The organism is Thalassotalea eurytherma (genome assembly GCF_030161415.1).
Classification (GTDB): domain Bacteria; phylum Pseudomonadota; class Gammaproteobacteria; order Enterobacterales; family Alteromonadaceae; genus Thalassotalea_G; species Thalassotalea_G eurytherma.
Genome location: NZ_BSSU01000013.1, coordinates 127330 through 141034 on the forward strand (window position 1 = coordinate 127330; position 13705 = coordinate 141034).

The 13705-nt window shown below is 40.4% G+C and carries 9 protein-coding genes; 5 read left to right on the top strand and 4 right to left on the bottom strand.

Annotated features, from left to right (window positions below; all coding sequences use genetic code 11):
* Positions 1–3: 3 nt before the first annotated feature.
* Genes QQK02_RS13770 through QQK02_RS13785 form a run of 4 tightly spaced genes read right to left on the bottom strand, consistent with a single transcriptional unit; the run spans position 4 to position 2488 of the window.
* Complete coding sequence (locus tag QQK02_RS13770; protein WP_284208649.1) at positions 4–1812, bottom strand: phospholipase D-like domain-containing protein; 1809 nt, start codon at positions 1810–1812, stop codon at positions 4–6.
* 28 nt (positions 1813–1840) lie between these two features.
* A complete protein-coding gene (locus tag QQK02_RS13775; RefSeq protein ID WP_284208650.1) occupies positions 1841–2059 on the bottom strand; it encodes a hypothetical protein in 219 nt (72 codons plus the stop codon).
* 9 nt (positions 2060–2068) lie between these two features.
* Positions 2069–2338: a hypothetical protein gene (locus tag QQK02_RS13780; RefSeq protein ID WP_284208651.1), complete on the bottom strand. Its 270-nt coding sequence runs from the start codon at positions 2336–2338 to the stop codon at positions 2069–2071.
* Between the two features lie 24 nt (positions 2339–2362).
* On the bottom strand, positions 2363–2488 hold the full coding sequence (locus QQK02_RS13785) for a hypothetical protein (RefSeq protein WP_284208652.1): 126 nt from the start codon (positions 2486–2488) through the stop codon (positions 2363–2365).
* 447 nt (positions 2489–2935) lie between these two features.
* Between QQK02_RS13785 and QQK02_RS13790 the strand changes: the two genes are divergently transcribed.
* The 5 genes from QQK02_RS13790 (at position 2936) to QQK02_RS13810 (ending at position 13419) form a co-directional block, all read left to right on the top strand.
* Positions 2936–6169: a VPS10 domain-containing protein gene (locus tag QQK02_RS13790; protein WP_284208653.1), complete on the top strand. Its 3234-nt coding sequence runs from the start codon at positions 2936–2938 to the stop codon at positions 6167–6169.
* 50 nt (positions 6170–6219) lie between these two features.
* Positions 6220–9453: a VPS10 domain-containing protein gene (locus QQK02_RS13795; protein ID WP_284208654.1), complete on the top strand. Its 3234-nt coding sequence runs from the start codon at positions 6220–6222 to the stop codon at positions 9451–9453.
* A 404-nt stretch (positions 9454–9857) separates the two neighbouring features.
* Positions 9858–10463, top strand: coding sequence for a recombination mediator RecR (gene recR, locus QQK02_RS13800; protein ID WP_284208655.1), 606 nt, complete (start codon positions 9858–9860; stop codon positions 10461–10463).
* Positions 10464–10651: 188 nt separating this feature from the next.
* Positions 10652–12613 (top strand): molecular chaperone HtpG, encoded by a 1962-nt coding sequence (gene htpG / locus QQK02_RS13805; protein ID WP_284208656.1) that lies wholly within the window; start codon positions 10652–10654, stop codon positions 12611–12613.
* Between the two features lie 554 nt (positions 12614–13167).
* On the top strand, positions 13168–13419 hold the full coding sequence (locus tag QQK02_RS13810) for a hypothetical protein (RefSeq protein WP_284208657.1): 252 nt from the start codon (positions 13168–13170) through the stop codon (positions 13417–13419).
* The last annotated feature ends 286 nt before the right edge of the window (positions 13420–13705 follow it).

Consider the following 13705-nt stretch of genomic DNA (forward strand, 5'->3'; position numbering starts at 1 on the left):
TTATTAAAATTGCCACTTTAAGCCGGTACGAATTAAGTCGGTGTAAATCTTTCGCTGGCGCTTAGTACTCTTACCTTTAATGCCGCCTACTTCTATTAATGATTTACGCATTTCCAACCATTGAGGTGTTCCCCATAAATAGGAGTTAGCCTTTAAACTATCAAATATCACCGCAAGATCTTCTTTTAGTTCATCACCAACAAAAAAGAAGCCCATCTCATTGTTGTATAACCTCGAACGATAATCTAAGTTGGTTGTACCAACAAAGCCAACACTATCAGAGAAGACGAACTTAGCGTGCAGCTTACCGTAAACGTTATCGCCACCTAGAATGTTAGAATCAAGCTTCCCTGTTTGATAAATCTTAATACGTGGGTTATCGATGGCATCTAGGAATTCGTCACTTTCAATAAAGCTTTGGTTGAATTCGCCCTTATCCCAATCATCTTGCCAAACTTCAACCATCTCTGGTGTCATTAACAAACGCGGAGCCAAATCTTGGTCTATCATCGATTGTGCAAAGAAATTATCACTAGTGAGTACTGAGTTGGTGATAATCTCAATGGTACGTTCTGGATCTTCAGCTAACCAAGCTTCTAAATCTTCTTTCTCATCCATAATGATTTTCCCTGTTGGCGTTTTATACTGCGCCAAAAATAGATAGGGTGAAACAATACGGATATGTTTAACTTGCGAACGTTCATCACCGCTTCTTTTTAACAAAGCAACAATTGAACTGGGATTAGAGTTTAAATTCTCAACGCGCTTTTCTACTACGTTAGTGCTAATCAAGTTAGCGAGTTCATGAGCTAGGCGCACATCGACATCGCGATAGTCTTGATCGATATACTCTGACATTTGATCGTAATGTTGTTTAAACAAATCAAAGCTTTTTAGTTGGCCTAAGGCTTCTTGTGCTTTGGCTCTTTCCATAAAATAGGGAAACAATGTCGTTATTTGTTTATTGCCTTTGTTTAAATAGAGAACCGACATATACGCTTGAGAAACTTGCCCCAATGTAGATAAATCGCTCGGGCTATAATCACCGGTGCGTAGCAGTATTTCTAGGTCTTTGAAGGTATCTTCATTTTCGCTGCCATCATCATTGATTCCGTAATAATCGAGTGAAATATTTCGGCCACCTGTCATAACAACAGCTTTGTCAGGGAATGCGCCATCAATAACTAACATTTTATCGTGAGAGCGACGGTTGACGTTAACAAATACCTTAGATAACGCATTGAAAATAACAATTTGCATGCGTGCTTTTCTACTCGTTAATTCGCCTTGCGCATTTTTAATATAACCAGCCGATTCTTCACAGTTTTTTAACGCTTTTAGTTCGGCATGATTCAAACTATAAGAGCCAATAGAGTCAACCATTAAACGCACATCTACACCTCTTTGTACCGCGTTACATAACGCGCCCAAAAAGGCATGACCAATAAGGTCGCGGGCAAAAATATAATAGGTGGCGTCGATGGTATGTTGGGCATTATCAATAAGCCAAATCTTACTAGCAATAGAGCGAATGCCATCGTCCGTTGTCGGGCCAAGTATTTTGGCTTTGGCACTGTTAACAGGTGTACTTGAATCAAGCGCAAGCTGCAACGGATCTAGGCCGCTGCTGCTTAACTCGCTTTGAGAGAAAATGGTGCGAACAAAATATAAATCATCGATAGCAGGATCAGCGACACCAACTTGAGCACCGCATGTACTATCACTATTTTGTTCATCACATGATGGGGTTGAACTACATCCGTTTAAAAATACTGCACTTATTAAAACGAAAAGAACCAATAATCTCGTCATTTACACTTTCCTTATGCAACCGTTATGTTTAAAACTTAAACGAAGCGCCAAGTACAGGACCTTTCGTTACCGTGTCGTATTTAAAATACCCTGATTGAAAAATGGTAGAGCTATTTTCGTAATCAACCCACATTGCTTTGTAGCCAATATTAATGTCTAAAGTGTCAGTTGCTTTCCACTCGAAACCTGCAAATACTGCCGATGTAAAGTCACTTACTGCGCCAAAGCCAACAATATCTGCATGCATATGGTAGCGTCAATCTTGTGCAAAACTATACCACCGTATTGCACCAATAACAGCATCCACGCAACCTTCATTATGTTCACTGCTCACACTTGCTGGCACCCCTTCAACGTCAATGCTAGCTGACTTATCGTTCTCCCACCAGCGAATACCACCAAAGTAATCGACTGGATGATTACCATAGATAAAACGATTAAAAGCCATTGCTTCAAATACACCTTGTCGAGTTCTAACGTTCGCTAAACCAGCGTTAGGTGTGCTTGCTTCTGCACGCAGGTCCATGTAACCCTAATCTAACATGACACCTCAGTTATTGGTGGTATTTAACGCCTCAAAATGTAGCATCAATGCCGAATCAAGTTTCTCTAAAATATCATCAAACCTAACATCAACAGGCAGGTCATCAGCACGGCCAATACCTACATTACGCAAATAGAAGTGCCTTGCAGGTAGCGTTCTATTGCAAATCTCCAGTCAGAGTCACTTCATAGCGATTAAAAAAGGCTTTTTATTTAGGGGCTGTTGATCTTTCATTTTAGCCAAAGCCCTTTGGGTTGACTGAAAAAGCGATATCTTTGTTGCTTCAAGTGTATTTGGAACAACCAAACATTACTTTAAGCACCGCGAATCTCATCTTTTTCAAGGCAACAGAGTTACAAACAGAAAGATCAACAGACCCTAGTTTGTATCAATAAATCCCACCATAAATTCAGTTATCCTTTTATCTGACGAAATCCACAATTTGTCGATAATATTATGATTTAGTTAAATCTTTGGCTATATTTGATGGACTAACTTTTTGCTTAATAAGAATTATAAAACACCGCTTAAGGTGGTGAATCTCTATTTATACAACTCATGCTTCCATAGGGAACGTTTATGTCGATAAAAAAATCATTAATTGCCTTGGCTATTGCAGCCTCAGCAATCTCTAGTAGTGCCCTTGCGGCAATAGATATCAGCCTATTGGCGGGAATGAAAGCTCGAAATGTTGGGCCTGCCACTACCAGTGGTCGTATTTCAGATGTTGAAGCGGTTGTTTCAAACCCAAACATTATTTATGCAGCCGCTGCTTCAGGCGGTATTTGGAAGTCAATAAACGCTGGTTTGAACTGGGAGCCTATTTTTGACGAGCAAGATTACGCTTCAATAGGGGCTTTAGCTGTTAACCAAGCGATCCCTGATATTGTTTGGGTTGGCACGGGTGAAGGTAATGTGCGTAACTCTGTTTCTATTGGTGGCGGCATCTACAAAACCTTAGATGGCGGTAAAAGCTGGAAAAAGCTTGGTTTAGAAAAAACCGAACGCATTAATCGAATTGCATTGCACCCAACAAATCCAGATATTGCCTATGCCGCTGCAATGGGTGAGCTATGGGGTGAAAATGAAGAGCGTGGTCTTTATAAAACTATCGATGGCGGTAAAAGCTGGCAAAAAATCTTATATGTAAACGAGAAAACCGGTGCCACTGATATTCGAATAGACCCAACAAACCCAAATAAACTTTATGCGTCAATGTGGGAATACCGTCGTTGGCCTTATCGTTTTGAGTCAGGTGGTGCAGGCTCTGGGCTTTATATCTCTAATGATGGTGGTGAAACATGGCAAGAAAAAACCGCCGCTGATGGTTTACCGTCTGGAGAATTAGGTCGCATTACAGTTGAAGTTGCGCCGAGTCAGCCAAATACGGTTTATGCCTTGGTTGAAGCTGAAAAAAGTGCCTTGATGCGTTCTGATGATGGCGGTGATAGCTGGCGCACAGTAAACAATGATGTAGGTGTGAGCGACAGACCTTTTTATTACGCTGAAATAGAAGTAGATCCAAACGATCCTGATACCATTTATAACATAGCGACGTTTGTGCGCCGCTCTATTGATGGTGGTAAAACATTTACTAAGATCGATAAAATTGATTGTTGTGCTGCGGGTAATACCATACATATCGACAACCATTCATTTTGGATTAACCCAAATGACTCTAAGCATATTATCTTAGGTAATGACGGTGGTGTTCAGATCACACAAGATAAGGGTGATAGCTGGCGCTTTGTCCAAAATATGCCGATCTCACAGTTTTATCATGTTCGCGTAGATAATGGGCACCCTTACAACATTTACGGTGGCTTGCAGGATAATGGCTCATGGCGTGGTCCTGGCGAAATTTGGCAAACCGGTGGTATTCGCAACGTTCACTGGCAAGAAATTGGTTTTGGCGATGGCTTTGACGCAATGGCATTTCCTGACGACATTACGCAAGGCTATAGTCAATCACAAGGTGGCTATTTAAGTCGCTGGAATTTAAATACAGGCGAAGAAAAACTGATTCGTCCTAATTCACCAAGTAAAGATGTTGAACTTCGCTTCAATTGGAACGCTGGTTTAGCGCAAGACCCATTTAATGACGACACGATTTATTACGGTAGCCAATTTGTTCACAAATCAACAGACCGTGGTGAAACGTGGCAAGTAATATCAGGTGACTTATCAACTAACAAAAAAGAGTGGCAACGTTATAAAGATTCTGGTGGTTTAACGCCTGATGTGACAGCCGCAGAAAATTACACCGCTATTATTACTATTGCACCAAGCCCTATTAAAGAAGGTGTTATCTGGGTTGGTACCGACGATGGTCGAATTCATGTTACCCAAGATGGCGGTAAAACGTGGCAAAGTGTTGAATCAAAAGCGCGTAAAGCACCTAAAAATGCATTTGTTCCGCATATTCAACCCTCTAAACATAAAGCTGATGAGGCATTCATTGTTTTTGATAACCACCGTAGTGGTGATATGAAACCTTATGTATTTAAAGCGTCTAAATTTGGTAAGAAGTTTACTGACTTAACGACAAAAAATATTAAGGGTTATGCTTTATCTGTGGTTCAAGATCATGTGGATGAAGATTTACTTTTCTTAGGTACAGAGCTTGGTTTATTCGCGACCACTAACGGTGGAGATTCATGGTTCAAATGGACACAAGGCGTACCAACGGTTTCGGTGATGGATTTAGCGATTCAAGAACGTGAAAACGACTTAGTTGTTGCAACCCATGGTCGCTCTATCTTCGTTATTGACGATTACAGTGCTCTTCGTGGTTTGAATGATAAAACGTTAACGCAAGAACTAGCCTTATTAAGCGTTACCGACGGTCAACAATATGTCGCTAATCGCGCACCTTCTACTCGCTTTTGGGGCGATGCATCTTATATTGGTGATAATGAAAGTTATGGCGTTGTTTTAACGATTAATGCAGCAGGTGAGCATTTACCGCATCCTGATAAAGCTAAGAACAAATTACGTTTAGATAGCCAAGCTAAGGCTAAAAAAGATGAATCATCTGCGCCTAAATCAAGTGAAGCAAAGGTAGTCGTTACTAATGCTCAAGGTGATGTAGTGCGTACTTTTAAAACCAATGTCAAACAAGGCGTGAATCGCATTGTTTGGGGGATGGAATCCGATGGTGCTAAATCTATGCCGGGAAGCCCAGCAAGTGATATTCGTAACCCAGGTCCACAAGTACCGCCAGGTGAATATAGCATCACGGTTACGTTAAACGATGAGTCTTTCTCTACGAAAGCCAAAGCGTTAAAAGATCCTCGTTTTACCGTATCAGTTGCCGACTTAGAAGATAACTACAAACAGCAGCATCAGGTTGTTGATATGTTGTCAGTAGTGGCAACGGCAGCCCATAAATTAGCCGACAGTAAAAAAGACATTGAGCTAATTAAAGCGGTTGCCAGTAAAGCGGCAAAAGATGTTGATGAAAATAAAGCAGAGCATCCTGCTACTAAACTCGTTGCTAAAGCCGATGAGTTGATCAAGAAAATTGGCGAATTAGATAAGCACTTACGTTCATTACCAAACACCAATGGTATTGTTGATGAAAGCTATAAAGTAACCTCTAAAATATTTACGGCTTGGGGATATGTAGGCAGCACGTATGGTAAACCATCACCGACAGCGGCTTACTTTATCGAAGAAGCTAAAGACAGTTTGACAAGCAATGTTGAAAAGATAAATCAATTCTTAACGACAGACTTATCTGATTTCAAAACGACATTTGAACAGTCAGGCATTGAGTTGCTTTCAACTAGCGATGTTATTTCGCTTAACTAATTAATCAAGCCCAGTTTTGCTGGGCTTTTTATTTCTAAAGGATAAAAACAATGAAAAAAGTCATTCCTTTTATTGCCACGGCATTTGCTTTAGCGGTTATGCCAAATACCGTCGTTGCGAAAACGAGCGCAACTGATGCTCAAATATACGCGAATATTCCGATACGTAATCTAGGACCAGGAGTAACTGGTGGTCGCGTAAGTGATTTTGCAGTAAATCCTAATAACTTTAGTGAGTATTATGTAGCAACATCATCGGGGGGATTATGGAAAACCACTAACGCCGGTACAACGTGGAAGCCAATTTTTGATAATCAAGCAAGTTACTCGTTAGGCGATGTAACGTTAGATCCAAACAATACCAATGTTGTTTGGGTTGGCTCAGGTGAAAATAACTCACAGCGCTCAGTGGCATATGGCGACGGTATTTATAAGTCTGTTGATGCAGGTAAAACCTGGAAAAATATGGGGCTTAAAAATTCAGAGCACATTGGTGAAATATTAGTAGATCCTCGTAATTCTGATGTAGTGTACGCAGCGTCGCAAGGTCCGTTATGGAGTAAAGGCGGTGATCGTGGCTTATTCAAAACCATTGATGGCGGTAAAACGTGGGAAAACGTATTAAATATTAGTGAGCACACAGGTGTTAGTGATATTGCTTTTGATCCGAAAAACCCTGATGTGATTTATGCAACCAGTTATCAGCGTCGTCGTCATGTTTGGACATTAATTAATGGTGGCCCAGAATCAGCTATTCATAAATCTACAGATGGCGGTAAAACGTGGCAAAAAATCACCAAAGGTCTGCCTGGTGGTGACTTAGGTCGTATCGGAATCGATGTTGCGCCAAGCTCTGCGAATATTATTTATGCCATTGTTGAATTGCCAAACGATAAAGGTGGCTTTTATCGCTCAACCGATTACGGTGCAAGCTGGCATAAACAAAGCAGCTATGTTTCTGGCTCGCCACAGTATTACCAAGAAATAGTCGTAGATCCTAAAAACCCGCATCGTGTTTACTCTTTAGATACTTACATGATGGTAACGGAAGATGGCGGTAAAAACTTTACCCGTGCAGGCGAAGCACATAAGCATGTTGATAATCACGCACTTTGGATTAACCCAAACAATACTAACCATTTAATTGTTGGTAGTGATGGTGGTGTTTATGAGTCATTTGACAGGGCAAAAAACTGGCGCTTCTTCGATAACATGCCACTGACGCAATTTTATAAAGTGACGGTTGATAACGATTTACCTTTTTACAATGTATTTGGCGGCACGCAAGATAATGCGTCTTTAGGTGCTCCACATCGTACAACAAATAACTCAGGTATTCGAAACTCAGATTGGTTATACACCCAATTTGGTGATGGCTTTAAAACGGTTATCGACCCTACCGATGCAAATATTATTTATTCACAGTATCAATATGGTGGTTTAGCGCGTTTTGATAAGCGCTCAGGTGAGCGTGTTCAAATGCAGCCGGTCACGCCTGATGTTAATGAAGCACAGCGCTTTAACTGGAATTCACCGCTATTAATTAGCCCGCATAATAACGAACGTTTATATTATGCCTCTCAACGCGTATTTAGAACCAATGATCGCGGTGATACATGGCAGGCTGTAAGCCCTGATTTATCACGAAACGTAGACCGCAATAAATTAGAGGTGATGGATACTGTTTGGGGCGTAGATACGGTTGCGAAAAACAAATCAACGTCGTTTTACGGCTCGGTTGTTTCGTTAACTGAGTCGCCTATTACAGAAGGCGTGTTGTTTGCAGGTACCGATGATGGACTAATTCAATACACGGTAAATGGTGGTGATAGTTGGCAGAAAGCAAAGTGGCCGAAAAAGTTACCAGAAAACTCATATGTCAGTGATTTAGAGGCGTCTTTGTTTGATGATTCAACCGTTTTTGCAACGTTTGATAATCATAAAAAAGGTGACTTTACGCCATATGTATATCGCTCTGATAATAAAGGTAAGAGTTGGAAAAATATTACAGGTAACCTACCTAAACGCGGCAGCGTTTATACCATAGTGCAAGATCACGTCAACAAAGATTTGCTTTTCGTTGGTACTGAGTTTGGTGTTTTCTTTAGCCAAACTGGTGGTGAAAGCTGGACACAACTGAAAGGGAATATGCCGACAATTGCAATTCGTGATTTAGAAATTCAACGTCGTGAAAACGATTTAGCTATGGCATCGTTTGGTCGTGGTTTCTTTGTTTTTGATGATTACACACCGTTGCGAGAATCGGCTAAAGCCGTTAAGTCTTCAGCCGCAACGTTATTCCCGGTAAGAAAAGCGATTCAGTTTATTGAATCGGATCCAATGGGGCTGCCGGGCAAGTCGATGCAAGGCGCAAGCTTTTATTTTGCAGAGAACCCTGCATACGGTGCGGTGTTTAGCTATTACATTGGCGAAGACTTTACTTCATTGAAAACCAAGCGTCAGAAAAAAGATGCGAAACTTCGTCAAGAGGGGAAACCAGTTTATTACCCTTCTTGGGATGAGCTAAAAGAAGAAGATTTAGAGCTAGCTTCTCATTTAGTGTTCACCGTTAAAGATATGGAAGGCAATGTGGTTCGCCGTTTAACAGCACCAGCGAAGAAAGGTTTTAACCGTATTGCATGGGACCTGCGATACCCAGGTTTTGGTGTCGTGTCTAAAAACGTTACCAAAGACAGTGGTCCTTTTGTTGTGCCAGGCAAGTATCAAGTGTCGGTTTCTAAAGTTGTCAATGGTGTTGATACCGCTTATGAAGGCAGCCAATCTTTTGAAGTGGTTGCTTTTGAAAATAGAACATTCAAGAGTAATGATCGAAACGCAGACTTAGCGTTTGATATGAAAGCGGGACAACTTGCATCAGCGATCAACGGTGTACAAAACCATATCGGTTCATTAGCAAAACGTATTGATAATATTGGCTATAGTGCGACGCAAACGTTGTCAGCACCGCAAGTATTGCATTCGCAAGTTGCACAAATGAAGCGCGAACTTACCGAAATTAAATACCTATTAAACGGTAATCGTGTGATTGCAAAACGTGCAGAACCAACACCAACGTCAGTGCAAGGTTATATTGGCTATTTACAATGGAGCCGTAGTGAAAGCACGGGCCCAGTATCTGGTCAACAAAAATTACGTTATAACCGAGCAAGTGAAGGGTTTGATGTAGTGTATCAACGTACTAAAGCGTTAACTGAGTTAGTAGAAAAACTTGAAGGTCAATTAAAAGGCCTAAAAAGTAATTTCTTACCTAACACAGGTATATAGCAGCTAGGTGGTCTTTATAGGGAAAAGCCGTGACTGATAGTCTATTGTGGCCGTAACCTTTAAAGACCTTTGTATAACTTTATTTAAAGGTGATACTAAAGGTGGTTTGACAAGAGGACGTTGGTTTTTAACTGCCATTGGCTCCTATACAAAAGTCATTGGTTTGTAGATAACCACTGCCGTTGGCTTCAATATAAACGTGGCCATTGGCTTCTATATAACTGACGCCGTTGAGTTCTACATAACCGTCATTGCGGCGAAGGCCGCAATCTCAATGCAGGCACCTTCAATTGACATCATTAACGTAAAGTGGGCTTAATGCCCACTTTTTCTTTGTAGGGAATTTAAAAAAGTGTGATACTTAGCGCTAATTGGCATGTCTCGTTAAATAAAAAGTTATATTCATGAAGTTTAGTCCGCTCGTTCAAGAGCTTATTGATTCACTCAAGTGTTTACCCGGGGTTGGTTCAAAAACAGCACAACGTATGGCGTTTCAGCTATTAGAGCGAAATCGTCAAGGAGGTGAAAAGCTTGCCGGTGCGTTGGCCAAGGCGATGACAGAGGTGGGACATTGTCAGCAATGTCGCAATTTTACAGAAAGCGAATTATGTGAAATATGCGCTAGCCCAAAGCGAAAAATAGCGACTCAACTGTGTATCGTTGAAAGCCCTGCTGATGTCATTGCCATTGAACAAACCGCAGAATTTCAAGGCAGATACTTCGTATTAATGGGGCATTTGTCACCGCTTGATGGTATTGGACCAAATGATTTGGGCCTAGATATCCTAGAAAACGAACTGCTTAAAGGACAAATCACCGAGCTTATTCTTGCCACTAATCCGACGGTAGAAGGTGAGGCTACAGCCCACTATATTGCCGAAATGGCGAAGCATTATCAGGTCACTATTTCACGTATTGCGCATGGTGTACCTGTTGGTGGTGAGCTTGAATACGTTGATGGCAATACGCTATCTCATGCGTTGTCAGGTCGTAAGAATTACAGCGTTTAGTCGCGCACTAATTCAGTTCCTCATTCAAATGAAAGGGCGATAAATTTAACTTTGTTGCCTTGAATTGCTTTCTCCTATCCCCATATCTTGATTATCCAATGTGATTAACAACATGTGTTAATCACCTTTTTATGATGAATTTACCAATCGTTGGTTTGTTTAAGTGATATCTAAAGGAGATGTTTCAGATGTCTGAGACAAATAATCAAGAAGTCCATGGCTTTCAAACAGAAGTAAAACAATTACTTCAATTAATGATCCACTCGCTGTACAGCAACAAAGAAATTTTCTTACGTGAACTTGTTTCTAATGCTGCCGATGCGTCAGACAAGTTACGCTTTAAAGCATTGTCAGATGCTAACCTTTTTGAAGGTGATGGCGACTTACGTGTGCGTGTAAGTGCTGATAAAGAAGCTAATACGGTTACTATTTCTGATAACGGTATTGGTATGACAAAAGAAGAAATTATTAATCATTTAGGTACGATTGCTAAATCAGGTACTGCAGATTTCTTCTCAAAACTTTCTGGTGATCAGGCGGCCGATTCACAATTAATCGGGCAATTTGGTGTTGGCTTCTATTCAGCATTTATTGTTGCAGATAAAGTGACTGTTCGTTCACGCGCTGCTGGTGTTCCGGCAAGTGAAGGTGTTGAATGGACATCTGCCGGTGAAGGTGAATTTACAACGGCGACTATTGAAAAATCAGGTCGTGGTACCGACATCATCTTACATCTTAAAGAAGAAGAAGCAGAGTTTGCTGACGATTGGCGTTTAAAGTCTATCGTAACTAAGTACTCAGATCATATTTCAGTGTCTGTTGAAATGCTTACGCCAGAAGTACCAGCTGTTGAAGCTAAAGAAGAGCAAAAAGATGAAGAAGGTAACGTTATTGCACCTGCTGTTGAAGCTCAAGACGCTGTTCCTGCAAAGTGGGAAGCGGTAAACAAAGCGACAGCGCTTTGGACGCGTGAAAAAGCGGATATCTCAGATGAAGAGTACAACGAGTTTTACAAGCATGTATCTCACGACTTTGGTGACCCACTATTATGGGAGCACAACAAAGTAGAGGGTAAAACTGAATACACTTCTTTATTATACATTCCATCAAAAGCACCTTTTGATATGTATAACCGTGAAAAACAGCACGGCTTAAAGTTATATGTTCAACGCGTATTCATCATGGATGACGCAGAGCAGTTTATGCCAACTTACTTGCGTTTTGTTAAAGGCTTACTTGATTCAAACGATTTACCACTCAACGTTTCTCGTGAAATTTTACAAGACAACAAAGTAACGCAAGCAATTCGTAAAGGCTGTACTAAGCGTGTATTGAAGATGTTAGATCGCTTAGGTAGCAAAGACGCAGAAAAATACCAGTCATTCTGGAATGAATTCGGCCAGGTCCTAAAAGAAGGTCCATCTGAAGATATGGCTAACAAAGACGCCATTGCTAAATTACTTCGCTTTGCTTCAACGAATAATGACTCTGACGTTCAAAATGTATCGCTTGCACAATACATTGAACGTATGAAAGAAGGTCAAGATAAGATCTACTACGTAGTTGCTGATAGCTATGAAGCGGCTAAAAATAGTCCTCACTTAGAAGTGTTCCGTAAGAAAGGCATTGAAGTTTTACTACTATCAGACCGCATTGATGAGTGGTTAATGTCTCACTTAACTGAATTTGAAGAAAAGCAGTTGCAATCAGTTGCACGTGGCGGTTTAGACTTAAGTGATTTAGATGACGAAGAAACGAAAGAAGCACAAGAAAAGCTAGAGCAAGAGTTTGATGACGTTGTAAAACGCATAAAAGAAGCACTTGCCGACCAAGTAAAAGATGTGCGTATTTCAAATCGTTTAACAGATTCACCTGCAGTTATTGTTACTGACGATCATGACATGAGCGCTCAGATGATTAAACTGATGGAGTCGGTAGGTCAAGAAGTACCAGAAACTAAACCTATTTTTGAAATTAACGCTGAACATGAGTTAGTTCGTCATGTCTCTGATGAGTCTGATGAAGACAAGTTTAAGCAATGGACCCAAGTATTATTCGACCAAGCAATGTTAGCAGAGCGTGGTAGCTTAAAAGATCCTGCAACTTATGTTGCACGCTTGAACAAGCTAATGCTTAGTCTAACCAAGTAGTTCGTTAAAAAGAAACAAAAAAGCCAGTCATTGACTGGCTTTTTTTATGCTTGCGGAATTGGTTTGATGACAAATTGAAACTTATGTAGTGAAAATGTTTGCTTACCTTTAACTTCTTAATCATCAATGTGTATTAAATAGGGTTTCTTATAGTAAAGCAAAGCGGTTTTACTTTAATCGAATTAGGGGCTGTTGATCTTTCATTTTAGCCAAAGCCCTTTGGATTGACTTGAAAAAGCGATATTCTTTGTTGCTTAAAGTGTCTTTGGAACAACCAAACATTACTTTAAGCGCCGCTAATCTCATCGTTTTCAAGGCAACAGAGTTACAAACTGAAAGCTCAACAGACCCTAGTCGTTGTTATGGTTATTTTAGGTATCTTTGCTGTGACTTCCGCACCAAAGTTTATTGAACTAAGCTCTGATGCAAAGGCCGCTACAATCGAAAATATTGCCAGAACATTAAAAGCAGCTTAAGAATTAGCAAATATGAAAGCCTGAATCAAAGGCTGAGAGAAAGATGAGAAGTGTGATATTGAAATACTTCAAGGCACTATGGAAATAGAATATGGTTATCCTGAATTGCGTGGCGAAGGTAGTGAATTAGATATCATTGATATGATTGCATTCGATGAAGGCGCTTTTACTATTAATGATGACAATAATTCTAACGTAGAGGTTAGCTATGAAGTTGAAGACGAATTAGGTGCTCAGTGTTATGCCCGCTATATTGAGCAAAGTGGCACAGTACACCCCAATCCATCTTCAACTGAACCAAATGTAGAGATCGTTACCGATGGTTGCTAATAAATTAAAACACCCTGAATGAAACAACTAAAACCAACACCGGGTGTTGGTTTTTTGTTAATTATCACTATAAAAATCGCATATTTGTCTGTTTTTTGTTCGAACGAACATTTATTTTAAAAAAGGTGTTGACTCTTTTTCTTAAATCTCTAGAATGCGCTCTCGTTGTCACAGAGCACTCGCTCAAAACAACAAAGCAAACACGAATGAGATGCTTGCTTTTCTCGAAAGAGAATCTCTTTAACAATTAGTTATCATGCAATTTGTGTGGGCACTCACATTAGTA

Coding starts and splice junctions, on each gene's coding strand:
- QQK02_RS13770 (WP_284208649.1), bottom strand. CDS start 1,812: ATGACGAGATTATTGGTTCTTTTCGTTTTAATAAGTGCAGTATTTTTA.
- QQK02_RS13775 (WP_284208650.1), bottom strand. CDS start 2,059: ATGCATGCAGATATTGTTGGCTTTGGCGCAGTAAGTGACTTTACATCG.
- QQK02_RS13780 (WP_284208651.1), bottom strand. CDS start 2,338: ATGGACCTGCGTGCAGAAGCAAGCACACCTAACGCTGGTTTAGCGAAC.
- QQK02_RS13790 (WP_284208653.1), top strand. CDS start 2,936: ATGTCGATAAAAAAATCATTAATTGCCTTGGCTATTGCAGCCTCAGCA.
- QQK02_RS13795 (WP_284208654.1), top strand. CDS start 6,220: ATGAAAAAAGTCATTCCTTTTATTGCCACGGCATTTGCTTTAGCGGTT.
- recR (WP_284208655.1), top strand. CDS start 9,858: ATGAAGTTTAGTCCGCTCGTTCAAGAGCTTATTGATTCACTCAAGTGT.
- htpG (WP_284208656.1), top strand. CDS start 10,652: ATGTCTGAGACAAATAATCAAGAAGTCCATGGCTTTCAAACAGAAGTA.
- QQK02_RS13810 (WP_284208657.1), top strand. CDS start 13,168: ATGGAAATAGAATATGGTTATCCTGAATTGCGTGGCGAAGGTAGTGAA.